The organism is Pantoea sp. WEP (assembly GCF_041678305.1).
GTDB classification, from domain to species: Bacteria; Pseudomonadota; Gammaproteobacteria; order Enterobacterales; family Enterobacteriaceae; genus Pantoea; species Pantoea dispersa.
Genome location: NZ_JBGNXB010000001.1, coordinates 4,046,645 through 4,071,750, shown reverse-complemented (window position 1 = coordinate 4,071,750; position 25,106 = coordinate 4,046,645). Strand labels below are relative to the sequence as shown.

The following is a 25,106-nucleotide window of genomic DNA, read 5'->3' as shown; positions in this document are numbered from 1 at the left end:
AAGATAATTGTTTTTTGTGTCGCCTGTTACGCTGTTACTGAGTGTGTTTAGTCAGTTCGATTTGTTTTGAGGTTATTATGTGGCTGATTAATAATGAGATATTATTCAATCCGGAAAGCAGGACGCTTGAAAATAAAGGAAAGGTGACTTTACAACTCAACGCGAGTGCATCGCGCTGTTTGTCATTATTCATGCATAATCCCGGAGATGTTATTAGCCGTGAAGCGCTGTTGAGAGAAGGATGGGGAAATCAGGGGGTACTTGTCACGGATAATTCGCTGCGCCAGGTTCTGTCAACATTACGCAAACAATTTTCACATTTTAATATTGAAGGTGATTTGTTTGTTACGATGCACAGGAAAGGTTACAGGCTAAATGATGACATTATTGTTAAATCACTTATCCCTGTCATTGAGCCTCATGATGAAAAACCATTGGGCGTTCTGGATGCTAATAAACTTTCGAATGTAAAGGCCAGAAGCTATTGGCATTTATTCAAACGAAGAAAGCCAGGAAGCCACAGCGCCATAAGACACGTTTTGTTTACCTTTATCGGCGTAATAAGTAGCGGTATCGTTCTCCTTATCTTTTCGTTAATGGGGATTAAGATTTTCGATGTTAAAGGGGTGGTTGATATTCGATATCAAGAGTATCGGGTGGAAAACTCTCTTCATTGGTATATTCAGCAGGACTTAACGAAAGCTCATATGGATAAAATTGAGCATTCTTTGCCTGTTATTAAAAAGGAGATTTTGCACTTAATCAGTCTTGAAGATAATGAAAATCATATTTATATCCATAGCGATAAGATGATTGATCGATTTAGCTGGTTTATTTGTCAGCGTCCCATTGAAAAGGAGAATGCGCTATGTCGTTCAGTTATGTCCTACGTCGCAGAGTGATGTTCATTATTTTAGGCGGACTGTTAACGCTATTGTTTGTATTGGCCTTAACGCTATGGTTAATCGTTAATAGACGTTTGCCTGATTGTGAATCTGATTCCATGATTATTACACATGAGGCGGAGAGACTCGTTGTGTCACGCGGTGTCTGGAAAGTCCAGAATCGTTTTTTACATGCTACAGGAAATTACAACGGTATTATAAGCTATTATGGACTGGATCATAAGCTTCTTTCACGTGAACCTGTGGATGTTTCATTCGAATTAAAATATGGTTTCACAGGTTCAGTCTTGCGTAGTGAAACGACATCACTTTCCTATAATCTTGGTAATCGTGCCGATGATGAAAGTATTGCCCGCTATACCTCCGCCGGTTTGTCGTTAGGGCATATCAATTATGGATGGATATATCGACTGCAGAATAAAAAGTATGTTCTGGGCAATAATTTCAATCCCACAATCATCTGCATGAAATGATGGGTGAATCTCACAAATTTATCCCCATCTTTCAGGCATGCGTTGACTTACAGGCAATCCTGAATGTTGGCCATTCAGAACTAATCACATTAAATTCAGACTTTGACAATTAATTTTTGATTTTTTCACAAAATTCACATATCCCAGATGTTATAGTCTGTTTAGTCGAAATTTTAGCTGTTATTTATTAATGCCGGAGGATGTCCGGATAATGAGTAAAGATGTTGCTTTGTTGCTTTCTCTCATGGTATTTATCTGAGGCGCGTAGAGGTGCTGGTCTGATGTCTTTTTTTAGCGATATAAAAAATTATACCCATGACATTTTTAGCGCTGCATCAAACCATGTTCCTGTAGCGTCAATAGCCTGCCTGGCGGTTTTTGCTCCAACCTTGATTTATATACCTAACAATGGAGGATCATCCTATGATCTTCCTTTAAACTTAATGACGGCTGGGCTTCTGGCATTATTTGTAACGGGCATTTTGTTAACGCGAAAGTTCCGCCTTGCGACGCTCCTTGATGATAATGATATGACGCATGCACAGTTATTCATGTTATTTTGCATAGCTCTGGCCGTTCTTTTGCAGGAAAGTGATCATGCGCTTATTTCTGGGGTTTTTCGCTTTTTAAATCTCGGCTTTATTTTTATATTATGGCTGGTGCTTAATCAGGTTCCCCAGCTTCGTAATCAACAAATCACTTTGTTAACCGGAATCGTTTTATTCGCGGTTTTACAGTCTGTTCTTTCTATTCTTCAGATAACTTTCCCCTCATTGTTACATTCTATGCTGGAGTTCAAGTTTGAACCTTCAGCAATCAGGCCCTACGGTATTTTTCAGCAGGTTAACGTTTTAGCAAGTTTCCTCGCCACCGGGCTTATTTGTTCGGTCTGGCTATGGATTAAAAACGATAAAAATTTCCCATTAATAATTTCTATGTCCGCATTAGTTATTAGCGTGGCATTGTTTCTCACGCAGTCACGGACAGGTATGTTAGGCTTTTTGCTAGCATTGTCGATTATTTTAATAATCAGCGCGCCGCAGGTTCGTATCAAACTGATAAAAATCATATTTGTCATCGTGTTAGGTGCTGCCATTGCAAGCATTGTGCGCTATCAAATATCTTTGGGAACCAGAGAGTATACTGGCTCAAATGTGGCACGCTTTGAGCTGTGGTTACATTCTGTAGAAATGATTATGGCAAAGCCATTTAGTGGTTGGGGTTTTGGTTCATTCGAGCATGACTTTGCCAGAATACGCATGGATGCGCACGCCTATAAAAATTCTTTCGATGTTGTTCATCCTCATAACGAGATTCTTTATTACTGGATTGAAGGTGGGGTGTTGGCCTTTACAGGACTGATGGCCATTTTAATTTCATGGTTTTTGCCATTGTGGAAGCTGAGAAATAATGTTGAGCGACAGCTTTTGTGGAGTCTTACCCTTCCTGTCGTTTTGCATACCATGCTTGAGTTTCCCCTCTATCAATCTTTGCCACATTTATGGTTGCTATTATTATTAGGTCATCTGGCGCTGCGCTCATCAGAAGACGATGCCACTCTTTCCGCTTGTAAAGAAAAGCGGAGACATTTTTCGTTGCGGCTGACACTGGCCATATTGACTCTGGGCGTTTCCGGTTTTTTCTTCAGCGGCCTGCAGACCAACGCGCTGCTCACCCAGGCGGAGCGCGGTCAGTTCCTCTCGTACCCTTCACGCGATCAGCTGTGGAATCCGTGGATTCAGGGCGAGCGCTATGAGTTCGGCGAAATGGTGCATTGCCTGATGCGCTACAACCAGACGCGGGATGAGCGCCTGCTGGCGCGCTTTGTGCAGCAGTCATCGCTGTGGCTGGAGCGCCATAACGACCTCAACGTATTCCGGAATGCGGTGATGATTGAGTGGCATCTGCGTCACTATCAGCGCTCGCGCAGGCTGCTGCGTCAGGCGCTGACCCTCTATCCGACAGATGAAAGTCTGCTGCAGCTGAAAGCAAAAATGATGACGGAATGGTCATCGGCGGCCTATGCTGTGACAGATGAGACAGGCAACTTCTGAGGCTAAGATGTTGAATAAATGGATGAGGCCGCTGGGCTTCACCATGATGTTAAGCGGATGTCAGACTTCTCCGCCCACCCCGCAGGTTATTCCGCCGCACACCGCGCCCGTGGCCGTGTGCGGGGCCGGCGAGATGATGATGCAAACCACGCTGTGGTTTGATCTGCCGTCCTCCGCTGGCGCAGCGGGCTGGTCGCAGTTTGCTGAACGCGACATCACGCCGCACTTTCCCTCGCCGCTGACGATTTACGATGCCCGCGGCCCGCAGGGCAATCGCAAGGTACTGGTACTGCTTCATCCGGCGGATCGGGCCAGCTCCGAAAGCATTAACGCGCTGCGCGACAAGTTTAAAAATCGTTTTGCGACACAACCGGTGACGCGCATCGACGCGCTGGTGTGCGCGGCGCTGTAACACGCGCTGCCTGCACGCGGGCAGGACAGCCGCCTGTGAAGTCCGTATAATGCGCAGCCAAACCCAAGCAAGCCGGAGAGAAACCATGCGTCCAGCAGGCCGTAGCACTTCTGAAGTGCGTCCCGTCACCCTCACTCGTCACTTTACCAAACATGCGGAAGGCTCGGTTCTTGTCGAGTTCGGCGAAACCAAAGTCCTGTGCACCGCGACCGTTGAAGAGGGCGTGCCGCGTTTTCTCAAAGGCAAAGGCCAGGGCTGGGTAACCGCAGAATATGGCATGCTGCCGCGTTCGACGCACAGCCGTATGGCGCGTGAAGCCGCCAAAGGCAAGCAGGGCGGACGTACGCTGGAAATCCAGCGCCTTATCGCCCGCTCGCTGCGTGCGGCGGTTGATCTGCAGGCGCTGGGTGAATTCACCATCACGCTGGACTGCGACGTGATTCAGGCCGACGGCGGCACGCGCACCGCGGCGATCACCGGTGCCTGCGTGGCGCTGGCGGATGCGCTGAACGCGCTGGTGGCAGCCGGTAAACTGAAAGCCAGTCCGCTGAAAGGTATGGTGGCGGCGATCTCGGTCGGCATCGTAGCCGGTGAAGCGGTGTGCGATTTAGAGTATGTCGAAGACTCCGCCGCAGAAACGGATATGAATGTGGTGATGACCGAAGATGGCCGCATGATTGAGGTGCAGGGCACCGCAGAAGGCGAGCCGTTCAGCCATGACGAATTGTTGCAGCTGCTGGCGCTGGCGCGCGGCGGCATTGAGCAGCTGATTCAGGCGCAGAAAGCGGCGTTAATTGATTGATGTAACAGGCGACCACAGAGTCGCCTTTTCTTTATTTGAGGAGTGAGAAATGAAAGCCTGGCAGCGTCAGTTTATTGAGTTCGCCCTGAACAAAGGGGTGCTGAAGTTTGGTGAGTTTACCCTGAAGTCTGGCCGTAAAAGTCCCTATTTCTTTAATGCCGGTCTGTTCAACACCGGGCGCGATTTAGCGCTGCTGGGCCGTTTCTATGCGCAGGCGCTGGTGGATGGCGGCGTCGATTTCGACCTGCTGTTTGGCCCGGCCTACAAAGGCATTCCGATTGCGACCACTACTGCCGTGGCGCTGGCCGATCATCATGACCGCGATGTGCCGTACTGTTTTAACCGTAAAGAGGCCAAAGATCACGGCGAAGGCGGTTTACTGGTGGGCAGCCCGTTGCAGGGCAAAGTGATGCTGGTCGATGATGTGATTACCGCCGGCACGGCAATTCGTGAATCGATGGATATCATCAATGCCCACAACGCCACGCTGGCCGGCGTGCTGATTTCACTCGACCGCCAGGAGCGCGGCCGTGGCGAGATGTCCGCGATTCAGGAAGTGGAGCGCGATTATCAGTGCAAGGTCACCGCGATCATTACACTGAGCGAGCTGATTGATTACCTGGCGGAGAAGCCAGAGATGGCCGACCATCTGGCGAAGGTGAAGGCGTATCGCAAAGAGTACGGTATTTAAGGTTTGCTGCGGTAGTCAGCGCCGCACGATAGCGTAGCGGCGCAATTTATTGCGCGATGGATCGCGCCGCTACAAATCCGCTGTGCGTATTAAACCAGCTGTGCGGCAATCAACGGCCAGCGGCTGTCGAAATCGGCGGTCGGGCGATAGCGGAACTCCGAGCGTACATAGCGTGACAGCAAACCTTCGCAGAACGCCAGCAGCTGGCTGGCGAGCAGCGTCTCATCGGTCTGGAAACCTTCACCGTCGCGCATCTTCTTCTCTTTCATCACCTGGCGCAGCTGAACTTCGATACGTTCAAACAGCTGATTAATGCGCCCCTGCAGGCGATCCTGTTCAAACATCAGCGCGTGGCCGGTCAGGATCCGCGTCAGCCCTGGATTACGCTCACCAAATCCCAGCAGCAATTGCACGATCAGGCGCAGACGCGCCATCGTCTCTTTTTCATCTTTCAGGATCAGATTGATGCGGGTAATCAGACTGTCTTCAATAAACTCAATCAGGCTATCAAACATGCGCGTTTTGCTGGGAAAGTGGCGATATAACGCCGCTTCCGAAACGCCGACATTGGCGGCCAGCTTGGCGGTGGTGATACGCTGACTGCCATCGCCCGACTCCAGCATTTGCGCCAGCGCCTGCAAAATCTCTTCGCGACGATTCCGTTTCGCGACTTTTTTTTCTGCCATGACCTTCAACACCCCTGAAATTCACCAAAAACAGGCAATACTGCCTTATCTGCCACAGATAAAGCGGCCTGTGGCGACAAGAAATAAAAAGATGGCTATGCGAAAAGTGAGCGTATTACTGACGGCCAGAGTGACCGAAACCGCCTGCGCCGCGATCGCTGGCGTCAAAATCTTCCACCAGGTTAAATTCGGCCTGCACCACCGGTACAAACACCAGCTGGGCCAGGCGATCGCCAGGCTGCAGCGTGAAGCTATCCTGGCCACGATTCCACACTGAAACCATTAGCTGGCCCTGATAGTCGGAGTCAATCAGCCCTACCAGGTTACCCAGTACGATGCCGTGTTTGTGACCGAGACCGGAGCGCGGCAGGATGACGGCAGCCAGTGACGGATCGGCAATGTGAATCGCCAGGCCGGTCGGCACCAGCGTGGTCATGCCCGGTGCGATTTCCAGTGCGTCATCAAGGCAGGCGCGCAGATCGAGACCCGCGGAGCCAGAGGTCGCATAGGTGGGTAGTGGGAATTCCTTGCCTACGCGCGCATCAAGTATTTTTACGTCGATTTTTTTCATCATAACGGCTGACAATCTCGTCTATTAATTGTTGGCCAAGGAGCGTCTTATCACTGAGCGGTAAGACTTTCTCTCCCTCCTGCCAAAAAAGGTGAAGAGCATTGGTGTCGCTATTGAAGCCCTGCCCGGCCTGCGCCACATCATTGGCGCAAATCAGGTCCAGGTTTTTCCGCACCCGTTTTTGCCGCGCGTATTCTTCCACATTCTGGGTTTCGGCAGCAAATCCCACCACGAAAGGGCGCTGCACTTTGAGCGCCGCGACGCCTGCGACAATATCCGGGTTCTTCACCAGCTGCAGCGTGACGTTATCATCGCCACCCTGTTTTTTAATTTTCTCTGCGGCAATGTTTGCCGCCCGGTAGTCTGCCACGGCTGCGCTGGCAATGAAAATATCTTGTTGGCTGATTTGCGCCATCACCGCCGCTTCCATCTCCAGTGCGCTGTTGACATCAATACGCGTCACGCCGGCGGGCGTGGCTAAGTTCACCGGACCGGAAACCAGCGTCACGTTTGCGCCGCGCTTCGCCGCAGCCGCGGCAACCGCATAGCCCATCTTGCCGGAGCTGTGATTACTGATATAGCGCACCGGATCCAGCGCTTCACGCGTCGGACCGGCGGTGATCATAATGTTGAGATGTTGCAGATCGTTGACGGGCGCGGCCCACTCCAGCGCATGCGCAACGATGGCCAGCGGGTCCAGCATGCGGCCCGGGCCGATATCACCGCACGCCTGGCTGCCGCTGTCCGGTCCCCAGATCAGCACGCCGCGCTGCGCCAGACGCTGCAGATTCTCCTGCGTGACTGCCGCGCGGTACATCTGCTGGTTCATGGCCGGCACGATGGCGACCGGTGCCGCGCTGGCCAGGCAGGCGGTGGTGACCAGGTCGTTTGCCATGCCAGCGGTAATGCGCGCAATCAGATCGGCGGTTGCGGGCGCAAGCACAATCAAATCGGCCCATTTTGCCAGTTCGATATGGCCCATTGCCGCTTCGGCCGCCGGGTCGAGCAGGTCATCAAACACCGGATAGCCGGAAACCGCCTGCAGGCTGAGCGGCGTAATAAAGGCTTTGGCCGCATCGGTCATCATCACGCGGACATCCGCGCCGCGATCGCGCAGACGGCGCACCAGTTCCGGTGCTTTATAGGCCGCGATGCCGCCGCTGACGCCCAGCAGAATTTTTTTTCCGGCTAATCCCATCATGTTGTTTGCCTCACTTCAACGCAGAGTGCCGCGCCTGGCGCGACAGATGCAGGCAACTTTATCACAAAATCGGCGACCCGCCTTTTCACTGCCTGCGCCCTTTGCGAGCCGGCTCTGGAATTTGTCACGCGCCGCTGGTGGCCTGCAATGCACCGGCGCAGAATGGCGGCATTGCAGGGAGGGCGGAACGATGACGGAACTGGCACCACGGGAAAAACTGACGCTGCTGGGCGCCGAGGCGCTAAGCGATGCCGAGCTGCTGGCGATCTTTTTACGTACCGGCACGCGCGGCAACAGCGTGATGGGGCTGGCGCGGCTGATGCTGAATGAATTCGGTTCGCTGTATCGCATCATGACCGCCAGTAAAGAGGAGCTGGGGCAGATAAAGGGCGTCGGCAGCGCCAAAATGACGCAACTGCATGCCATTGCGGAACTGGGTCGGCGCTTTTTTGCCAGCCAGCTGGCGCGCGAAAATGTGATGGAGAATCCGCAGGTCACGCGCCACTACCTGCAAAGCGTGCTGGCACATCAGGAGCGTGAAATCTTTATGGCGCTGTTTCTGGATAACCAGCACCGCGTTCTGCAGGCGCAGAAGATGTTTTCCGGCTCCATTGCCAGCGTGGAAGTGCATCCGCGTGAAATCGTGCGTGAGGCGCTAAAGCTCAACGCGGCGGCGGTGATACTGGCGCACAATCATCCGTCCGGCATGGCGGAACCGAGCCGTGCCGATCGCGAGATTACCAGCAAGGTGGCGCAGGCCTGCGCGCTGCTGAATATCCGCTTATTAGATCATCTGGTGATTGGTCACGGCGAGTTTACCTCTTTCGCTGAGCGCGGCTGGCTGTAATTCGCGGCGTCAACTGGGCAGAAATCCGGCGTTTTTGCGCGATCCGGAGGGATCTTTATCTGTTCGGGACTTGAGCACTTCGGCTTAGCGGCGTATACTACGCCACCTTTGAGAATCTCGGGTTTGGCGTTTGGGCCAGCTTAGCGGGTTCACATGGAACTCGCCTGGGCGGGCTAAGGCCTGACGAGGCGGCCAAAACCTAGTTTTTAAAGCTCGAGCTGATTTGATTTTTGGAGAATAGAAATGTCACGAGTCTGCCAGGTAACTGGAAAGCGTCCGGTGACCGGTAACAACCGTTCCCACGCAATGAACGCGACGAAACGCCGTTTCCTGCCGAACCTGCACTCTCACCGTTTCTGGGTTGAGAGCGAGAAGCGCTTCGTTACTCTGCGTGTATCTGCTAAAGGTATGCGTGTTATTGATAAAAAGGGCATCGATACGGTTCTGGCCGAAATCCGCGCCCGTGGTGAGAAGTACTAAGGAACTGAATCATGGCTAAAGGTATTCGTGAGAAGATCAAGCTGGTTTCCTCTGCTGGTACAGGTCACTTCTATACCACCACGAAGAACAAACGTACTAAACCTGAGAAACTGGAACTGAAAAAGTTCGATCCGGTTGTACGTCAGCACGTGATCTACAAAGAAGCCAAAATTAAGTAATTTTGGTGTTCTTGCGAAAAACCCGGCTCCGGCCGGGTTTTTTGTTTCTGCGCTACGTTGAGGAGATGAGATGCCTGAATTACCTGAGGTAGAAACCAGCCGACGCGGTATAGAACCTCACCTGGTGGGAGAAACCATTCTGCATGCCATTGTGCGCAATCCGCGTCTGCGCTGGCCGGTTTCCCATGAAATCCACGCGCTGAGTGACCAGCCGGTGCTCAGCGTACAGCGCCGCGCCAAGTATCTGCTGCTGGAGCTGCCGCACGGCTGGATTATCATTCATCTTGGCATGTCCGGCAGCCTGCGCGTTCTGCCCGGCGAACTGCCGGCTGCGAAGCACGACCACGTCGATTTGGTGATGAGCAATGGCAAAGTGCTGCGCTACACCGATCCGCGGCGTTTTGGCGCCTGGCTGTGGACTACCGATCCGGAAGGCAGCAGCGTGCTTGCGCACCTTGGTCCGGAACCGCTGAGCGATGCCTTCAGCGGCGGGTATCTGTATGAAAAGTCGCGCGGCAAACGCACGGTGATCAAGCAGTGGCTGATGGATAACAAAGTGGTGGTGGGCGTGGGGAACATCTATGCCAGCGAATCGCTGTTTACCGCCGGGATCTTACCCGATCGTCCGGCGATGAGCCTGAGTGAAGCGGAAGCGGAACTGCTGGCGAACACCATCAAAGCCGTACTGCTGCGTTCAATTGAGCAGGGCGGCACCACGCTGCGTGATTTCCTGCAGACCGACGGTAAGCCAGGCTATTTTGCGCAGCAGCTGCAGGTATATGGCCGCGCCGGCGAGCCCTGTCGCGCCTGCGGTACGCCGATCCTCAGCGGTAAACACGGTCAGCGCAGCACCTTCTGGTGTCCACGCTGCCAGCACTGATTACGGCTGCGCCAGCTTCGCCAGCAGCGCCTGATGCACCACGGCAGGCAGAAATGCCTGCACGTCACCCTGATGACGCGCCACTTCCTTGACCAGCGACGACGAGACAAATGAGAAGCCTTCGGACGGCATCAGAAACACGCTCTCCAGCGTGGGCAGCAGATGACGGTTCATGTGCGCCAGCTGCAGCTCATACTCAAAGTCCGATACCGCACGCAGACCGCGCACCAGCACGTTCGCGTTCTGCGCCTGGGCAAAGTTCGCCATCAAATCGCTAAAGCCAACCACCTCAACATTTGGCAGATGGGCCGTAACCTGGCGCGCCAGATCGACACGTTCATCAAGGCTAAACAGCGGCTTCTTACTCGGGCTGGCGGCAATCGCCAGCACGATGCGATCAAACATCTGCGCGGCGCGCGTGACGATATCCAGATGGCCCAGCGTCATCGGGTCAAACGTGCCGGGATAAATCGCTTTAGTGCTCATACGCGGCCCTGTGTTGAGGTGTGATGCAGCGCCCAGAGCGCCGAGTATTTGTTAAAGGTGTATTGTGCGTTGACCACCGCCAGAATCCAGCCCTGTTTACCATCGAGAAAACCGGCGCGCAGCAGCAGCGTCTTAATAAACGCGCCCGCGGTGTGGCTGAAAACAGAGAGAATACTGCAGCGCTTGCCGCGCTGAAAGCGCTCCTGCGCCCAGGCTTCGGCATAGTTCATCTGCTTGCGCTGGAAGGCGATCAGGTCGCGGCAGGTCAGGTGTTGCAAATCACCCGGCAGCGCCACCACCGGCGTGCCCTGCGTCTCCAGCGATTCGTGCACCAGATTGTCGTTATAGCGCAGATGGCGCGGATAGAGGCGCAGCACGCGGTCGGGATACCAGCCGCTGTGGCGCATAAAGCGGCCGAGAAACAGATTACTGCGGCCGAGGCTATAAACCTTATCGCTGGGTGGCTGTGTCAGCACCTGCTCAATGGCGCGGCGCAGTTCTGGCGTAACCCGTTCATCGGCATCCAGCATCAGAATCATATCGCCGCTGGCAAAGGCCTGGGCGCGCTGACGCTGCTTACCAAAGCCGGCCCAGCCGTCCGCCTGATAGACCTGCGCACCGCGCGCGCGTGCCACCTCGATGGTCGCATCGCTGCTGCCCGAATCCAGCAGAATGATTTCATCTGCCCAGCTGACGGAAGCCAGCGCCTCCGGAAGGAGTTCAGCTTCGTTTTTGGCGATCATCACCACGGAGAGACGTTGGCGTTGCGACATGCGTTAATGAGCTCGTGGAGGCAGATGCGGTTCGAGTAACTGTAGCAGACGCTGCAGTGCGCCCTGATTCTGGTGCAGCACGTCTACCGCGTGGCGGCCGTAGTAGCGGCGATAATCGTCATCCTGCAGCAGGTTCGCCACTTCTTTTTCCAGCGACACCACATCAGTAACGGTAATCAGCCCTTCCGCCTGCTGCAGACGGGCGCAGATATCTTTGAAGTTCCAGATGTGCGGGCCCATCAGCACCGGAATGGCATGCGCAGCGGGCTCGAGCGGATTATGGCCGCCGCGCTCCACCAGGCTGCCGCCGACAAAGGCCAGATCGGCGATGCCGTACAGCAGCATCAGTTCGCCCATGGTATCGCCAATCACCACCTGCGTGGCGCTGGAGGGGATCTCGCCGCTGCTGCGCAGGGTAAAGCTGAAGCCGCGTTTTTGCGTCAGGTTGCAGGCATCTTTAAAGCGTTCCGGATGGCGCGGCACCAGAATCAGCAGCAGATCCGGGAACTGTTGCAGCAGGCGACGATGGGCGTCGAGCACGATGGCCTCTTCGCCTTCGTGCGTGCTGGTGGCGATCCACACCGGCCGGCGCGACGCCCACTGGCGGCGCAGCGTCACCGCGCGTGCTGCCAGTTCCGGCGTAACGGAGATATCAAACTTGAGACTGCCGGTCACGGCCAGATGCGAGCGCTTCAGGCCGAGGCTGAGGAAACGATCGCCGTCCTCAACGTTCTGCGCGGCGATTAGCGTAATGCGCTGCAGCAGGTCGCGCATGAAACCGCCGAGCTTTTTATAACCTCTGGCGGAGCGTTCAGACAGGCGCGCATTGGCAATCACCAGCGGAATCTGGCGCTGATGCAGAATGCGAATGATGTTCGGCCACAGCTCGGTTTCCATGATAATCACCAGCCGCGGGTCAACGGTATCGAGGAAACGGTTGATTGAGCCGGGCAAATCGTACGGCAGATAGACATGGTGCACGTCTTTGCCAAACGCCGACTGGGCGCGCTCGGAGCCGGTGGGCGTCATGGTGGTCACGGTTATGGGCAGCGTCGGATAGCGATGACGCAACGCGCGCACCAGCGGCACGGCGGCGAGCGTTTCACCGACCGAAACCGAGTGCAGCACGATGCCGTGCGGCGCTACTTTACCGCTGCAGTAGCCGTAGCGCTCCGCCCAGCGTTTGCGATAGGCCGGTGCTTTTCGACCGCGCAGCCACAGGCGCAGCCAGATCAGTGGCTGAATCAGATAAAGCAGGGCTGTATAGAGAGTCGTCATAGTTAAGGTTACGACCAGTTCGCGTCAAAAAACACAGTAAAGGCGGCATGTTAACAGAAACTGACCGCCTGCTCATACCACTTCGTCAACGGGTTTGCAGGACGTGCTGATAAAGCGAAGTCAGCGCCTGCGCCAGTCTTTGCGGACCATAAGGTTCAATTTTGCGACGTGCGGCTTCGCCCAGCGCCGGATTGTGCGAAAGTGCAGGCGTTGCCATTACCGCTTCGTTTAACGCTTTGATATCCAACGCATCGCAGACAAAACCCTCTTCACCGTTGGTGATAAATTCTGCGCCGCCGCAGCCGGTGCTGGTAATGATTGCCAGCCCGCAGGCCATCGCCTCCAGCACCACATTGGGGAACGGATCGTACAGCGTTGGCAACAGCAGCGCATCGGCAGCGTGATAAAACGGCTGAACGTCCTGCTGCACGCCCGCGAAGCGCAGGCGGTCAAGACAGTTAAGCTGGTTCGCCAGCTGCTGATAGCGCGCCAGCTGTTTGTCCTGGCCGACCACCACCAGGTAGCGATCGCTATTAGCGACCGCTTCGATAGCGGCCTTTAGCCCTTTGCGTTCGAAGCCGGAGCCGACGTAGATCATCACCGTGGCGTCCTGCGGCAGGTTGAGTCGCTGACGCGCGGCGTGACGCAGCGTATCGCTGGCAGGCTGAAAACGCTGGCTATCAATGGCGTTGTGAATCACGTGGATTTTGCTGGCATCCAGCGCGAAGTGGCGCAAAATATCCTGCTTCACCATGTGCGAATTACAGATCACCGCTTTCAGCGAGGGCGCGTTGAACATCTCCGCTTCCGCCTGCAGCACATAGCGATGGTACGGGCTCAGGCTGGCGCTCAGCCGCTGCCACGGCGAAACAATGCGCGCGCGCTGCTCCAGCCATACGCGATGCACACCGTCGCCGGCGCGGAAAATATCGCAGCCAGCGATGCGCTCGTGGCTCTGTACGATATCGAACTTTTCCCGCTCCCAGCAGGCGCGCGCCGCGCGGGCAAAGCCGCGTTCACGCGAAATGCGGCCGAATTTTGCCGGATTGCAGATGTGCAGGTGCCAGGCCGGGTTCGGCGTGCCCTGCCAGCTGCGGGTAATAATGTTGAGATCGAGCTGCTCGCCGTCCAGCGCTTCCAGCGCACGTGAGATAAAGCGCTCGGCACCGCCGTCCGGCCGGTATTTCTGCCGGACAATCGCCAGCCGTAACTTAGTCATGCAAAAGGCTCCTGGCGGCGGCAAGCACATCCTCAACCGGGATGGCAGACAGATAGCGCTGCTCGGTATTGGTATTGATCGAATCCGGTGACGGCAGCGGCGCATAGTCGCCCGCCCAGATAACGCGGTTATTGTCGCCCCACGGGCGCCAGTGCTGCAGCTTGGTCGGGCCGAACAGCGCCAGGCACGGCGTCTGCAGCGCCGCAGCCATGTGCATCGGTGCGGAATCGACGCCAATAAACAGCTGTGCGGCGTCGATCAGCGCCGCCAGCTGCGGCAGCGAGAGCTGGCCCGCCAGCGACACCACGTTCGGCGTGCGGCACAGCGACTGGATATGGGCGATCATCGCCAGCTCTTTCTGATCGGGCGCGGCGGTCAGCACCACGCTGCGACCATCAGCGGCCAGCGCATCAATCAGCTGCGCCACCTTTTCATCTTCCCAGCACTTAAAAACCCAGCGCGAGGTGGGCTGCAGCACCACAAACGGGCCGGTAATCGACTGCTGAGCGAGGACATCCTGCACTTTTTGCTGGTCGGCGGTGCTGAAATGCATGGAGGCTGTCGCCCCGGCGGTGGGAATGCCGAGCGGCTGCAGCGCCGTCATGTTTTGTTCCACGGTGTGCAGCTGATGGTGACGGTCGGTGGAAACCAGCTGGTTATGGCACCAGCGCCAGAACGCGTTGTCGCGCTTGCGGTAGGCAAAGCCAATGCGAACCGGCGCACCGGACAGGCCGGTAATAATGGCGCTGCGCCACTGGTCGGCCAGATTGATCACCACATCGTAATGGCAGGCGCGCACCGCCCGCACCAGCGCGACCTCATGGCGAAACTTCTGCCAGCCGCCTTCCTTTTTCCAGTTGCGATCGATGATATGCAGCTGACGGATCGCCGGATGCGCTTCCAGCATCGGGCGCGTCTCTTTATACAGCAGCACATCAATGTTGGCCTGCTGATAGCGCTGGCGCAGCGCATTGATGGCAGGCGTGGTCAGCAGCATATCGCCATGATGACGCAGCTTTATCAGCAAAATATTTTGCGGTGCAAAGTGGGCTGGAATCGGGCTTGCCATACTCAAATCATCTCAAAATTCAGTGAGCTGATTGTAGGGCAAACCCTGGAGGGGTTAAAGCCGCGGCGGGCGCTTATTTATTGCGCCAGCGATAAATGCGGCTCAGCCACAGCAGCAGCTGATACCACTGACGCGCGCCGCGCGCATTGCGCAGCATGCGTTTGTGCGTCTGACTGCTAAACAGATCGGCGATCATTGCCTGGCGCGCTGCGGCGTCCGGTTCGCGCCGGATAGCGTGGCACACGCTGAGCGCTTCGCGGGTAATCTGCGCGTGGAAGCTCGGGTAAATCTTCACCTTGTGACGATAGCGCGTGTTGATCTCTTCCAGCATGCGCGCGATTTTCAGGTAGTGACGCTGATAGTCGACGTTGTGCTGGCCGGTGCGCTTGCGGTTGCTGATCGACGCATCGTGCATGTAGTAGCGATACAGCACCCGATCGGTGTAGCGCACGCGCTTAACGTTGAGCATGAACTCGGTGGTCCACGGGATGTCCTGATGATGCAGACCGGGTTCAAACTGCAGATTAAGCTGTTCGATCAGCTCACGGCGGTAGATACCGAGCCACACGACGTGCAGGTAACGCCGGGTTTTCAGCGCCTTGTCGAGCCACTCCGGCCCGCTTAATACGCCAGTGCTGGTGAGGCGATCCCGCGGAATCATCGGCTTAATTGTCTGGCTGGCCTTGAAAAACCACTCGGCGTTGCACTGCGCAGCGTCCAGCCGATCGCGCTCCGCCATGTCGACCAGCGTCTGGTACATCGCCGGGTCCATGGTGTCGTCAGCGTCGGGAAAGCTGACGTATTTACCCCGCGCCACGGCCAGCCCGGCATTACGCGCACGCGACACGCCACCGTTCGGCTGATGAATCACCTGAATATGCTGGTACTGCTGCGCCAGCGCGTCGGCGCGCTCGCCGGAACCGTCGGTGGAGCCATCGTCAACAATGATGATCTCCAGCGACGTCAGGGTTTGCGCCAGCAATGCATTGATACAGCCAGTAAAATCAGCACCAGCGTTAAACATCGGGATAATGAGACTGAGTAGCGGGGATGAGCTATCGGGCTGCGCTGTCATGTTCTTCGTTGTTCCGTCGCGCCAGGCGCTGCTGCTGCCGGGTGCGGATAAAATCATGGATATCATTTAGCTTGCGTTCATCCAGCTCAAACAGCTGTTCAACCGGATGGGCAAATTTGTATTGTGCAGCGAACACAAACGAAGAGGGCGCGATGTGGTTCGGGCCAATTAAGAGCACGTCACCCAGCGGCCTTTGCTCCTCTACGCAGCAGGGACCATAAATTAAAATCACCGGTACCTGTTGCGCGTCGGCAATATACACATTGCCGGAATCCGAGGCGATATAGAAATCCATCTCGTTAATGGCGGCAGGCAGCGCCTCGAGCGGGATTTTACCCACCAGACTCACCAGATTGTTTCGCTGACCGGCAACTTTAAACAACTCCTGAACGCGTGATTGTTCATTCGGTGCGCCGAAAGCAAAAAAAGTGCAGGGGAGATCGCTCAGGTGGTCGAAAAGCCGACACCAGATTAACGGCGGAATGGTTTTGGCCTGATTTCCTGCCGTTACGCTAATACCAATGCGGATGCCCGGCGCCTGCGTAATTTCCGCTGGCAGCGTTTCCGGTTGCCACAGTGGCAGGGTGGCATGTTTGGGATAACTCTCTTTGGTAAAAGAGCGGTCGGCCAGTTTCAGGTAATTTTCCAGCGTTAAGGTATTTTTCTCGTGATGAACCACGCCGCTGGCCGTTAAATAAAACAGGCCCTGATAGCCTTTGCGACGATAGCTGGAAAGAAATTGTTTGTTGCTGGCATTGCAGCAGGCGGCAATAAATAAATTGAGATTGGTGGGATGCAGCAAATAAATATTGTCGTAGCGATTGAGCAGCTGCCACACCAGTTTTATTTTTTTCATCAAACCGGAGCGATGATCTTCGATATACCAGATGTGCTCCAGCGTGGCGTCACGTTCAGCCAGCGGGGCGACACTATAGCTCAGCAGGGCATCGCTTTTTCCCAGGTGGGATAATAACGGCGTGATATTAATATAGTCGCCAATTTTAGCGGTCTGTATCACCAGATTTTTACCGGTACGGCCATGAACAAACTTCATCACCCATTTGACCGGCGAAAAAAGAATAAACAGTAGTACGTACGTCAAGTAGTCATCCCCATGATTCGGTCACACCGTCATGGGGGACCTGTTAACCTGAAACGTGCTGCGTGGTTGAAAATGACGTCTCCGCCACCTGAATAAGCTGCAGGTATTGCTGGCAAACAACGCTCAAACTATAAATGCTTAAGTCCAGATGTTGCAACCTGGGGGGAGTTGTATAAATTTCTCGCATTTTTTCTGCCAGCGATGTTGCATTCATCTCTGCCAGACCGCGTGACAGTTCGCCGGTGAGGATCGAAACAGGACCGCCCGGACAGCGCGTACTGACCACCGCGGTGCCGCAGCTCAGGGCTTCGACCAGCACATTACCAAAACCTTCACTGTCGGAGCTGACCACCAGCAGGCGCGCGTGACGTATCCAGGGATACGGGTTGCGCTGAAAACCTTCGAAGCGCACGCGCTCCGCAATGCCTGAATTCTGCGCCTGCTCACGCAATTTTTGCGTTATTTTTTCGCTTCCCTGTCCCAGCAAAACCAGCGGCGCGGTGATGCCACTCAGGGCATAGGCTTCAAGCAGGCGGTCATGGCGTTTGGTTTCATGGAAGCGTCCCACATGCACCAGGAAATCGGTGCCGGCTAACGGGCAGGGTTCAGCGGCCAGTCGGGCGAGGCTGTCAAAATCGAAAGGATTGGCGATCACTTTGGCCTGGCGGGGCTGTACGCCAATGTTTTGCACCATATCGTCGATGACGTACTGCGAAACCCCGACGATTTGGCGATCCTGATAAACGTGACGGATTTTCAGACGCTTCAGCCACAGCGAGAAGCCGGTTTTACGTGCCAGATACGAAGCAGAAAACACGCCGTGCAGACAAAACCAGGTTCTGTCTCCATCGAGCGCAGGCGTTTGCCTGACAATGCGGTCAGTTTTATGCAGATGAGAGAGGATCAGATCAAATTTGCCGTGCCGCGCTTCACTGTCGCGCACCGCACGATCCAGCAGGCGCGCGCGGCGCCATGTTTCTGTCAGCTTGCGCCACGGGTGGTTACAGCGATCAAGAATCACCTGGTAATCCACGCCAGCCGGAATAGGGTAATCACATACCTTCCGCAATGAGAAGATCGAAACCTGGTGTCCCTGACTGAGGAAGCCCCCCGCCAGAGTCAGTACGACTTTTTCGGCACCGCCGCCCGGCAGGCCATCAATCACCATTAAAATGCGTTTCGACAAAATTTTTTACCCCTACATGCCAGTCTGCTGTAAAGACTTAGCTGCTATCATTCCCGGTGCTATCAGGACTTAATATAAGAAAATTCAATTAATTATTTTTATGGCCAGGTAATTTTACACGAACGTGCGCTCGGTTAATTGCTAAAATTCAGGCCAGTGAAGAGTTTAAATTATTCTAGTTTAACTAATCTTATACCGCTATCGACTTCCCCCTGAACCCGCATGGGAAAAGTTTGCGCCCGTCAGGAGCGTTGCGTACCATAGCGATTATAACACTGTAATTCACCGGATAAGTTATGGAAAAACCTGCCTTTTTAATTACCCTTGATACCGAAGGGGATAACCTGTGGCGCAATCGCAGCGGCAAGGTCACTACCCATAACGTCCGGTTTTTACCGCGCTTCCAGGCGCTGTGTGAGAAATACGGTTTTAAACCGACCTGGCTAACCAACTATGAGATGGCCAGTGACCCGGCTTATGTCGAGTTCGGGCGCGATCTGCTGGCGCGCGGTCAGGGCGAAATCGGTATGCATTTACATGCCTGGTACAGTCCACCTGAATATGCGCTGACCGACGATGAGTGGCGTTATCAACCTTATCTGATCGAATATCCGGAAAACGTCCTGCGCGATAAAGTCGCCTATATGACCGATCTGCTGGAGAACGCTTTTCAGCGTAAAATGACCAGCCACCGCGCCGGCCGCTGGGCATTTAATGAAGTGTACGCCCGCGCCTTGATCGATCAGGGCTATCTGGTTGACTGCTCGGTTACGCCGCGTGTGAGCTGGCGTAATGCGCAGGGTGCACCGCAGGGACAGGGCGGAACGGATTACAGCCATTTCCCCGATCGCGCTTATTTCCTCGATGAACAGGATATTTCCAGGCCTGGCGGCAGCCCGCTGCTGGAACTGCCAATGAGCATTCAGTATCGCTATGGCACGTTCACTAATCAGCTCAAACAAGTGTGGAATGGCATCCGCGGCAGGCAGCGTGGACCTTCAGTGAACTGGCTGCGTCCGGTGGGGGGGAATCTGGCCCAGATGAAACAGGTGGCTGAACAGACGCTCGCACAGGGCAACGACTATGTGGAGTTCATGCTGCATTCATCCGAGTTTATGCCAGATGGCAGCCCCACGTTTAAAACGGAGGCTGATATTGAACGCCTGTATGACGATCTGGAAGGCCTGTTCAGCTGGCTGGCGACCCGGACGCAGGGGATGACGCTCACGGAGTTTGCCCGGCTGAAGCAACAGCAGCGCTAAGCCGCCCAATCGCGTTATAGCGCGATCTCAGCCAGCATGGCCATCACGTCGTCAGGCTGAATGTCTGCCATGCTGCTGCCCTGAGCGGGCCGTAACGCATGCTGATTCCTGCCGTAGCCACCAATCAGACCCGGGTCAGTCGGGCCGAACAGGGTGATGTTGGGGCGATCCAGCGCGGCGGTCAGATGGCTCAAACCGGTATCCACCGAGACCACCGCACGGGCGCCCGCCAGCTGCTGCGCCACCTGCTCCAGCGTTAGCTTCGGCAACACCTCTGCGTGATCAAACCCTGCTGCCAGCCGCTGCGCGCGCTGGTGCTCGTGTTCGGCGCCCCACGGCAGCCTGACGCGCAGGCCAGTGGGCTGAACCCGCGCGATGAGCTGGCGCCAGTGATCTTCCGGCCAGTGTTTGTTGTCGCGCGTTGTGGCGTGCAGAAACACCAGGTACGGTTGGCTATCCTGCGGTTGCGCCGCGAGAAAATGACCGGCAATGGCATAGTCGCCCTGCGTGGCCGGTTTTTCATAGCCCAGACTTTTCGCGAACAGTTCGCGCGTGCGTTCCACGGCGTGCTGCTGCTTGCCAATCTCATGACGCTTGTCATACCACCAGCTGGCGAACGGTTCGCGTGCGCTGCGGCTGTCCTGGCCATGTTTAATGCCTTTGGCGAGGCGCGTCACCAGCGCGGCGCTTTTAATCAGCCCCTGGGCATCAATCACCACGTCGTACTGACGTGACTGCAGCTCGCGTTTGAATTGCACGCGCTCCTCGCGCTGCTGGCTGCCAAACCAGTGTTTGCGCCAGCGACGAATCGCCACCGGCAGGACTTTGTCAACGGCCGGATGCCAGCCAGGAATTTGCGCAAAATTCTCTTCCACCACCCAGTCGAAGCGAATGCCGGGAATCGCCTGCATCGCGTCGGTCAGTGCCGGCAACGTGTGCAGCACATCACCCATCGACGAGGTTTTAACAATCAAAACGTGCATGGTTACTCCTGCACCGGATGCAGTAACTCATTGAGTTCCTGATGCACGCGTGCCGGTTGAATATCAATCAGGCTCTGGTGATAGCCCTCTGCGGCATCGCCTTTGCGCACTTTGTGGTAGCCGGTAATCAGGCGAATGATGCGCGCCTGATGGGATAGCGGCGGCGTGAAATCCGGGCTGCTCGGGCCATACAGCGCCACCAGCGGCCGGTTGAGCGCGGCGGCAATGTGCATCAGTCCGGAATCATTGCTGACAACCGCAGCACAGTGGGCGATCAGAATCACCGCCTGCTCCAGCTGCGTTTCGCCCGCCAGATTGCGGCAGTGCGCGCGTGCCGTGTCCGGCAGCGCCTGCAGGATCGCCTCGCCGGTTTCCCGATCTTTAGCCGAGCCGAACAGCAGTACCTGATAGCCTTCAGCAATCAGCTGTGCCGCCAGCGCGGCGTAGTGATAGTGCGGCCAGCGCTTCGCGGGACCAAACTCGGCACCGGGGCAGAAGCCGATAGCCGGGCGATCGGCCGACAGCGCAAACTGCGCTGCGGTCATGCGTTTTTCATCGTCGTCGACGCGCAGCTGCGGCCACAGCAGCGGCTGCGGCAACTGTGCTGCCGCCGCAACCGGCTGGTCATAGCCCAGCGCCACATAGCGCTCCACCATTAAGGGAAACGCGGCTTTGTCCAGCACACGCACGTCATTCAGCACGCCATAGCGCATTTCACCGCGCCAGCCGATGCGGCGTTTGATGCCGGCAAAAAACGGCACCAGCGCCGATTTAAACGAGTTTGGCAGCACATAGGCGCGATCGTAACCGCTGGCCCGCAGCGCTTTGCCCAGGCGACGGCGCTCACCCAGCGCCAGCGCACCGTGGCCAAGCGGCATCGCCAGCGCCTGATTCACTTCCGGCATGCGTGACAGCAGCGGCCGGCACCAGGCCGGCGCCATCACATCAATTACCGCCTCAGGGTGCGCCTGTTTCAGCGTGCGATAGAGACTTTGCGACATCATCATATCGCCGACCCAGGAGGGGCCAATAACCAGAATTTTCATCGCCGGTGCCGGTTTCCTTATGCGTGACGGTTCAGCCAGGCCATGTATTCGCCCACGCCCTGCGCAACGGTTTTAAACGGTTTGTCATAGCCCGCGGCGCGCAGTTTGCTGAGATCCGCCTGCGTAAAGGCCTGGTAGCGCCCTTTCAGTTTGTCCGGGAACGGGATGTATTCGATCTGGCCTTGCTGGTGGAACTTCAGCACCGCATCCGCCACTTCCTGGAAAGATTCGGCGCGGCCGGTACCACAGTTATAGATGCCGGAAACGCCGTTTTCCCAGCACCACAGATTGACTGCCACTACATCATCAACGTGGATGAAGTCACGACGGAAGCTGTCGCTGCCCTCGAACAGCTTAGGATTTTCACCGTTGCTGATTTGCGTATTGAGGTGGAACGCGACGCTCGCCATGCTGCCTTTATGGCCTTCACGCGGCCCGTACACGTTGAAATAGCGGAAGCCGCACACTGGCGAATCTGCTTCCGGCAGAATCTGGCGGACATAGTGGTCGAACAGCATTTTTGAGTAGCCGTACACGTTGAGCGGCTGCTCGTACTGGCGCTCTTCAATGAAGTTCTCGTTACGCCCGCCATAGGTGGCGGCCGATGAGGCATACAGGAACGGGATTTCACGTTCGAGGCAGAAGTGCAGCAGATCTTTTGAGTACTGATAGTTGTTATCCATCATGTACTTACCGTCCCACTCGGTGGTGGCTGAACAGGCACCTTCATGGAACACCGCTTCAATCGGACCCAGATCTTCACCCGACATGATGTAGGTGAGGAACTCCTCTTTATCCATGTAATCCGCGATGTCCAGATCCGCGAGATTCACGAATTTGGTGCCATCTTTCAGATTATCCACCACCAGGATATCGGTATGACCGCGATCGTTGAGCGCTTTCACAATGTTGCTGCCAATCATGCCCGCGCCGCCGGTTACGATAATCATATGCTTTGCCTTTAAACAGTTGGGGTGAAACAGGAGGTTTCACGCACGAATACCTAACATCATAACATTTCAGCCCGATGCGGACAGCCAGATGACGCCGATCGCGCTGCACAAATCCTGCGCGCCGCGTGAACTATGCTGCAAAACGGAGATTTCCCTGGCTGAATTGTCGTCCATTCGCTTTTCGATCAGTAATATGTGCCAAAATTTTGCTATCTGAGGAGCAGAATCATGTCCGATCAGTTCTATTCACAAATCCGGCAACAGCTTGAGACAACGCGGCAGGACGGATTGTTCAAACAGGAGCGCACCCTGACCTCGGCGCAGCAGGCGGAAATCAACGTCGCCAATAGCCCGCCGGTGATCAACTTCTGCGCCAATAACTATCTCGGCCTTGCGAACCATCCGGCGCTGATTCAGGCCGCCAAAGACGGTATGGATACGCATGGTTTTGGCATGGCGTCGGTGCGTTTTATCTGCGGCACGCAGGACAGCCATCAGCTGCTGGAGCGCCGGCTGGCGGAGTTCCTCGGCATGGAAGAGGCTATCCTGTTCTCCTCATGCTTCGACGCCAACGGCGGGCTGTTTGAGACCTTGCTGGGCGCGGAAGATGCGATTATCTCGGATGCGCTCAACCATGCGTCGATCATCGACGGCATCCGCCTGTGCAAAGCTCAGCGCTATCGTTACGCCAACAATGATATGGCTGAGCTGCGCGCGCGCCTGCAGGAGGCCCGCGACAAGGGCGCGCGGCACCTGCTGATTGCCACCGACGGCGTGTTCTCCATGGATGGCGTGATCGCTAACCTGCAGGGCATTTGCGACCTGGCCGATGAGTTTAATGCGCTGGTGATGGTGGATGACTCGCACGCGGTGGGCTTTGTCGGCGCAAGCGGACGCGGCACGCATGAATACTGCGGCGTGATGGATCGCGTGGATATTCTGACCGGTACGCTGGGTAAAGCGCTGGGTGGCGCGTCCGGCGGTTACGTGGCGGCAAAACGCGAGGTGGTTGAATGGCTGCGTCAGCGCTCGCGCCCCTATCTGTTCTCCAACTCGCTGGCACCGGCGATTGTGGCCGCGTCGCTGCGCGTGCTGGATCTGCTGAACGAAGGCGATGGGCTGCGGCAGCGGCTGTGGGAAAACGCCCGCTTCTTCCGGGAAAAAATGACCGCCGCGGGCTTTACGCTGGCCGGTGCCGATCACGCCATCATTCCGGTGATGCTGGGCGATGCCAAAGTGGCGCAGCAGTTTGCCAGCCTGCTTCAGCAGGAAGGCATCTACGTTACCGGCTTCTTCTATCCGGTGGTGCCGCAGGGCCAGGCGCGCATTCGCACGCAGATTTCTGCCGGCCACACTCAGGCGCAGCTGGAGCACGCAGTGGCGGCCTTCACGCGCATCGGACAACAGTTAGGGGTTATTACTGCAGGAGCCAACGGATGAAAGCACTGGCTAAACTGAAAGCGGAAGAGGGGATCTGGATGGTGCTCGACGCGCCGGTGCCGGAGCCCGGTCATAACGATCTGCTGATTAAAATCCGCAAAACCGCCATCTGTGGCACCGATGTGCATATCTATAACTGGGACGACTGGTCGCGCAAAACCATTCCGGTGCCGATGATCACCGGCCACGAATACGTGGGCGAAGTGGTCGGTATCGGTCAGGAAGTGAAGGGTTTCGCCATTGGCGATCGCGTATCGGGTGAAGGTCACATCACCTGTGGCCACTGCCGCAACTGTCGCGCCGGCCGTACCCATTTATGCCGTAATACCGTGGGTGTCGGGGTCAATCGTCAGGGCTGCTTCGCCGAATATCTGGTGATCCCGGCGTTTAACGCCTTCAAAATTCCCGACAATATTTCCGACGAGCTGGCGGCGATTTTCGATCCGTTCGGTAACGCGGTGCATACCGCGCTCTCGTTTGATTTGGTAGGTGAAGACGTGCTGATCTCCGGTGCCGGACCGATTGGCATTATGGCGGCAGCGGTGTGTAAGCACGTCGGCGCACGAAACGTGGTGATCACTGACATCAATGAGTACCGCCTCGGGCTGGCGCGTGAAATGGGCGTGACGCGTGCGGTCAACGTGGCGCAGCAGAATCTGCGCGAGGTGATGACGGAACTGGGGATGACCGAAGGCTTTGATGTCGGACTGGAGATGTCCGGCGCGCCGCCGGCGTTTCGTACCCTGCTGGAGACCATGAATCACGGCGGACGCATTGCGCTGCTGGGCATTCCGCCGGGAGAGATGTCGATAGACTGGAACCAGGTCATCTTCAAAGGGCTGTTTATCAAAGGTATTTACGGCCGTGAGATGTTTGAAACCTGGTACAAAATGGCCGCGCTGATTCAGTCCGGCCTCGATCTGACGCCGATCATCACGCATCGCTATCACATCGACGACTTCCAGCAGGGCTTCGACGAGATGCGTTCCGGGCGTTCAGGCAAAGTGGTGCTGAGCTGGGATTAAACGACACACCGGCCTGCGGGCCGGTGAC

General features: G+C 55.9%; 27 protein-coding genes. 13 read left to right on the top strand and 14 right to left on the bottom strand.

Annotated features, from left to right (window positions below):
- The first annotated feature begins 77 nt into the window (after positions 1–77).
- The 6 genes from ABVR31_RS18990 to pyrE all read left to right on the top strand — a co-directional run bounded on the left by ABVR31_RS18990 (position 78) and on the right by pyrE (position 5,337).
- Entirely contained in the window at positions 78–902 is an 825-nt protein-coding gene (locus ABVR31_RS18990; protein WP_372773921.1) for a transcriptional regulator, read from the top strand.
- Positions 869–1,378 carry a hypothetical protein gene (locus tag ABVR31_RS18985; protein WP_141497145.1) on the top strand — a complete coding sequence of 170 codons (510 nt, stop codon included), beginning with the start codon at positions 869–871 and terminating at the stop codon, positions 1,376–1,378. The genes ABVR31_RS18990 and ABVR31_RS18985 overlap by 34 nt, the downstream gene beginning before the upstream one ends.
- Positions 1,379–1,659: 281 nt before the next feature.
- On the top strand, positions 1,660–3,432 hold the full coding sequence (locus ABVR31_RS18980) for a Wzy polymerase domain-containing protein (RefSeq protein ID WP_372773919.1): 1,773 nt from the start codon (positions 1,660–1,662) through the stop codon (positions 3,430–3,432).
- Positions 3,433–3,439: 7 nt separating this feature from the next.
- On the top strand, positions 3,440–3,844 hold the full coding sequence (locus ABVR31_RS18975) for a DUF3574 domain-containing protein (RefSeq protein WP_372773918.1): 405 nt from the start codon (positions 3,440–3,442) through the stop codon (positions 3,842–3,844).
- Between the two features lie 85 nt (positions 3,845–3,929).
- Positions 3,930–4,646 carry a ribonuclease PH gene (gene rph, locus ABVR31_RS18970; protein WP_021507082.1) on the top strand — a complete coding sequence of 239 codons (717 nt, stop codon included), beginning with the start codon at positions 3,930–3,932 and terminating at the stop codon, positions 4,644–4,646.
- Positions 4,647–4,695: 49 nt separating this feature from the next.
- Positions 4,696–5,337 carry an orotate phosphoribosyltransferase gene (gene pyrE, locus ABVR31_RS18965; protein ID WP_150059582.1) on the top strand — a complete coding sequence of 214 codons (642 nt, stop codon included), beginning with the start codon at positions 4,696–4,698 and terminating at the stop codon, positions 5,335–5,337.
- A gap of 89 nt (positions 5,338–5,426) precedes the next feature.
- Here the strand turns inward: pyrE and slmA are convergent, their stop codons facing one another.
- From slmA to coaBC, 3 genes are all read right to left on the bottom strand, one after another.
- A complete protein-coding gene (gene slmA, locus ABVR31_RS18960; protein WP_021507079.1) occupies positions 5,427–6,023 on the bottom strand; it encodes a nucleoid occlusion factor SlmA in 597 nt (198 codons plus the stop codon).
- Between the two features lie 115 nt (positions 6,024–6,138).
- Positions 6,139–6,597, bottom strand: coding sequence for a dUTP diphosphatase (gene dut, locus ABVR31_RS18955; RefSeq protein WP_031279631.1), 459 nt, complete (start codon positions 6,595–6,597; stop codon positions 6,139–6,141).
- Positions 6,566–7,795 carry a bifunctional phosphopantothenoylcysteine decarboxylase/phosphopantothenate--cysteine ligase CoaBC gene (coaBC, locus tag ABVR31_RS18950; protein WP_104094253.1) on the bottom strand — a complete coding sequence of 410 codons (1,230 nt, stop codon included), beginning with the start codon at positions 7,793–7,795 and terminating at the stop codon, positions 6,566–6,568. The genes dut and coaBC overlap by 32 nt, the downstream gene beginning before the upstream one ends.
- 190 nt (positions 7,796–7,985) lie before the next feature.
- On the opposite strand from coaBC, the gene radC reads away from it, so the two are divergent.
- From radC to mutM, 4 genes are all read left to right on the top strand, one after another.
- Complete coding sequence (gene radC, locus ABVR31_RS18945) at positions 7,986–8,642, top strand: DNA repair protein RadC (RefSeq protein WP_021507076.1); 657 nt, start codon at positions 7,986–7,988, stop codon at positions 8,640–8,642.
- Positions 8,643–8,885: 243 nt separating this feature from the next.
- The gene (gene rpmB, locus ABVR31_RS18940) at positions 8,886–9,122 is read left to right on the top strand and encodes a 50S ribosomal protein L28 (protein ID WP_010616494.1); all 237 of its coding nucleotides are present in this window, start codon (positions 8,886–8,888) and stop codon (positions 9,120–9,122) included.
- 11 nt (positions 9,123–9,133) lie between these two features.
- Positions 9,134–9,301, top strand: coding sequence for a 50S ribosomal protein L33 (rpmG, locus tag ABVR31_RS18935; RefSeq protein WP_001051798.1), 168 nt, complete (start codon positions 9,134–9,136; stop codon positions 9,299–9,301).
- A 70-nt stretch (positions 9,302–9,371) separates the two neighbouring features.
- A complete protein-coding gene (mutM, locus tag ABVR31_RS18930; RefSeq protein WP_058775472.1) occupies positions 9,372–10,181 on the top strand; it encodes a bifunctional DNA-formamidopyrimidine glycosylase/DNA-(apurinic or apyrimidinic site) lyase in 810 nt (269 codons plus the stop codon).
- Here the strand turns inward: mutM and coaD are convergent, their stop codons facing one another.
- From coaD to ABVR31_RS18890, 8 genes are all read right to left on the bottom strand, one after another.
- On the bottom strand, positions 10,182–10,667 hold the full coding sequence (gene coaD / locus ABVR31_RS18925; RefSeq protein ID WP_021507073.1) for a pantetheine-phosphate adenylyltransferase: 486 nt from the start codon (positions 10,665–10,667) through the stop codon (positions 10,182–10,184).
- Positions 10,664–11,440, bottom strand: coding sequence for a glycosyltransferase family 2 protein (locus ABVR31_RS18920; RefSeq protein ID WP_372773832.1), 777 nt, complete (start codon positions 11,438–11,440; stop codon positions 10,664–10,666). The genes coaD and ABVR31_RS18920 overlap by 4 nt, the downstream gene beginning before the upstream one ends.
- A gap of 3 nt (positions 11,441–11,443) precedes the next feature.
- The gene (waaA, locus tag ABVR31_RS18915; RefSeq protein ID WP_021507071.1) at positions 11,444–12,718 is read right to left on the bottom strand and encodes a lipid IV(A) 3-deoxy-D-manno-octulosonic acid transferase; all 1,275 of its coding nucleotides are present in this window, start codon (positions 12,716–12,718) and stop codon (positions 11,444–11,446) included.
- 85 nt (positions 12,719–12,803) lie between these two features.
- Positions 12,804–13,937, bottom strand: a complete 1,134-nt coding sequence (locus ABVR31_RS18910; RefSeq protein WP_141497149.1) for a glycosyltransferase family 4 protein — start codon at positions 13,935–13,937, stop codon at positions 12,804–12,806.
- Positions 13,930–15,006: a putative lipopolysaccharide heptosyltransferase III gene (gene rfaQ / locus ABVR31_RS18905; protein ID WP_372773829.1), complete on the bottom strand. Its 1,077-nt coding sequence runs from the start codon at positions 15,004–15,006 to the stop codon at positions 13,930–13,932. Before rfaQ ends, ABVR31_RS18910 begins: the two co-directional genes overlap by 8 nt.
- 73 nt (positions 15,007–15,079) lie before the next feature.
- A complete protein-coding gene (locus ABVR31_RS18900) occupies positions 15,080–16,081 on the bottom strand; it encodes a glycosyltransferase (RefSeq protein ID WP_372773827.1) in 1,002 nt (333 codons plus the stop codon).
- Complete coding sequence (locus ABVR31_RS18895) at positions 16,062–17,183, bottom strand: glycosyltransferase family 9 protein (protein WP_141497152.1); 1,122 nt, start codon at positions 17,181–17,183, stop codon at positions 16,062–16,064. Before ABVR31_RS18895 ends, ABVR31_RS18900 begins: the two co-directional genes overlap by 20 nt.
- A 43-nt stretch (positions 17,184–17,226) precedes the next feature.
- Positions 17,227–18,351 carry a glycosyltransferase gene (locus tag ABVR31_RS18890; RefSeq protein WP_021507066.1) on the bottom strand — a complete coding sequence of 375 codons (1,125 nt, stop codon included), beginning with the start codon at positions 18,349–18,351 and terminating at the stop codon, positions 17,227–17,229.
- Between the two features lie 314 nt (positions 18,352–18,665).
- Between ABVR31_RS18890 and ABVR31_RS18885 the strand changes: the two genes are divergently transcribed.
- Positions 18,666–19,631 (top strand): polysaccharide deacetylase family protein, encoded by a 966-nt coding sequence (locus ABVR31_RS18885; RefSeq protein WP_372773825.1) that lies wholly within the window; start codon positions 18,666–18,668, stop codon positions 19,629–19,631.
- A gap of 14 nt (positions 19,632–19,645) precedes the next feature.
- On the opposite strand, the gene rfaC is transcribed toward ABVR31_RS18885, so the two are convergent.
- Genes rfaC through rfaD form a run of 3 tightly spaced genes read right to left on the bottom strand, consistent with a single transcriptional unit; the run spans position 19,646 to position 22,610 of the window.
- Positions 19,646–20,614, bottom strand: coding sequence for a lipopolysaccharide heptosyltransferase RfaC (rfaC, locus tag ABVR31_RS18880; protein ID WP_288421227.1), 969 nt, complete (start codon positions 20,612–20,614; stop codon positions 19,646–19,648).
- A gap of 2 nt (positions 20,615–20,616) precedes the next feature.
- Positions 20,617–21,660: an ADP-heptose--LPS heptosyltransferase RfaF gene (rfaF, locus tag ABVR31_RS18875; protein WP_058759419.1), complete on the bottom strand. Its 1,044-nt coding sequence runs from the start codon at positions 21,658–21,660 to the stop codon at positions 20,617–20,619.
- A 17-nt stretch (positions 21,661–21,677) separates the two neighbouring features.
- Positions 21,678–22,610 carry an ADP-glyceromanno-heptose 6-epimerase gene (gene rfaD, locus ABVR31_RS18870; protein ID WP_021507062.1) on the bottom strand — a complete coding sequence of 311 codons (933 nt, stop codon included), beginning with the start codon at positions 22,608–22,610 and terminating at the stop codon, positions 21,678–21,680.
- Between the two features lie 231 nt (positions 22,611–22,841).
- Between rfaD and ABVR31_RS18865 the strand changes: the two genes are divergently transcribed.
- On the top strand, positions 22,842–24,053 hold the full coding sequence (locus ABVR31_RS18865) for a glycine C-acetyltransferase (protein WP_058771026.1): 1,212 nt from the start codon (positions 22,842–22,844) through the stop codon (positions 24,051–24,053).
- Positions 24,050–25,078, top strand: a complete 1,029-nt coding sequence (gene tdh, locus ABVR31_RS18860; protein ID WP_372773821.1) for an L-threonine 3-dehydrogenase — start codon at positions 24,050–24,052, stop codon at positions 25,076–25,078. Before ABVR31_RS18865 ends, tdh begins: the two co-directional genes overlap by 4 nt.
- The last annotated feature ends 28 nt before the right edge of the window (positions 25,079–25,106 follow it).

Coding starts and splice junctions, on each gene's coding strand:
- ABVR31_RS18980 (WP_372773919.1), top strand. CDS start 1,660: ATGTCTTTTTTTAGCGATATAAAAAATTATACCCATGACATTTTTAGC.
- ABVR31_RS18975 (WP_372773918.1), top strand. CDS start 3,440: ATGTTGAATAAATGGATGAGGCCGCTGGGCTTCACCATGATGTTAAGC.
- ABVR31_RS18910 (WP_141497149.1), bottom strand. CDS start 13,937: ATGACTAAGTTACGGCTGGCGATTGTCCGGCAGAAATACCGGCCGGAC.
- mutM (WP_058775472.1), top strand. CDS start 9,372: ATGCCTGAATTACCTGAGGTAGAAACCAGCCGACGCGGTATAGAACCT.
- rph (WP_021507082.1), top strand. CDS start 3,930: ATGCGTCCAGCAGGCCGTAGCACTTCTGAAGTGCGTCCCGTCACCCTC.
- pyrE (WP_150059582.1), top strand. CDS start 4,696: ATGAAAGCCTGGCAGCGTCAGTTTATTGAGTTCGCCCTGAACAAAGGG.
- rfaQ (WP_372773829.1), bottom strand. CDS start 15,006: ATGGCAAGCCCGATTCCAGCCCACTTTGCACCGCAAAATATTTTGCTG.
- ABVR31_RS18900 (WP_372773827.1), bottom strand. CDS start 16,081: ATGACAGCGCAGCCCGATAGCTCATCCCCGCTACTCAGTCTCATTATC.
- ABVR31_RS18920 (WP_372773832.1), bottom strand. CDS start 11,440: ATGTCGCAACGCCAACGTCTCTCCGTGGTGATGATCGCCAAAAACGAA.
- rfaC (WP_288421227.1), bottom strand. CDS start 20,614: ATGCACGTTTTGATTGTTAAAACCTCGTCGATGGGTGATGTGCTGCAC.
- ABVR31_RS18865 (WP_058771026.1), top strand. CDS start 22,842: ATGTCCGATCAGTTCTATTCACAAATCCGGCAACAGCTTGAGACAACG.
- ABVR31_RS18985 (WP_141497145.1), top strand. CDS start 869: ATGTCGTTCAGTTATGTCCTACGTCGCAGAGTGATGTTCATTATTTTA.
- ABVR31_RS18885 (WP_372773825.1), top strand. CDS start 18,666: ATGGAAAAACCTGCCTTTTTAATTACCCTTGATACCGAAGGGGATAAC.
- rfaF (WP_058759419.1), bottom strand. CDS start 21,660: ATGAAAATTCTGGTTATTGGCCCCTCCTGGGTCGGCGATATGATGATG.
- rpmB (WP_010616494.1), top strand. CDS start 8,886: ATGTCACGAGTCTGCCAGGTAACTGGAAAGCGTCCGGTGACCGGTAAC.
- rfaD (WP_021507062.1), bottom strand. CDS start 22,610: ATGATTATCGTAACCGGCGGCGCGGGCATGATTGGCAGCAACATTGTG.
- ABVR31_RS18890 (WP_021507066.1), bottom strand. CDS start 18,351: ATGGTGATTGATGGCCTGCCGGGCGGCGGTGCCGAAAAAGTCGTACTG.
- dut (WP_031279631.1), bottom strand. CDS start 6,597: ATGATGAAAAAAATCGACGTAAAAATACTTGATGCGCGCGTAGGCAAG.
- slmA (WP_021507079.1), bottom strand. CDS start 6,023: ATGGCAGAAAAAAAAGTCGCGAAACGGAATCGTCGCGAAGAGATTTTG.
- coaBC (WP_104094253.1), bottom strand. CDS start 7,795: ATGATGGGATTAGCCGGAAAAAAAATTCTGCTGGGCGTCAGCGGCGGC.
- ABVR31_RS18990 (WP_372773921.1), top strand. CDS start 78: ATGTGGCTGATTAATAATGAGATATTATTCAATCCGGAAAGCAGGACG.
- radC (WP_021507076.1), top strand. CDS start 7,986: ATGACGGAACTGGCACCACGGGAAAAACTGACGCTGCTGGGCGCCGAG.
- waaA (WP_021507071.1), bottom strand. CDS start 12,718: ATGACGACTCTCTATACAGCCCTGCTTTATCTGATTCAGCCACTGATC.
- tdh (WP_372773821.1), top strand. CDS start 24,050: ATGAAAGCACTGGCTAAACTGAAAGCGGAAGAGGGGATCTGGATGGTG.
- coaD (WP_021507073.1), bottom strand. CDS start 10,667: ATGAGCACTAAAGCGATTTATCCCGGCACGTTTGACCCGATGACGCTG.
- rpmG (WP_001051798.1), top strand. CDS start 9,134: ATGGCTAAAGGTATTCGTGAGAAGATCAAGCTGGTTTCCTCTGCTGGT.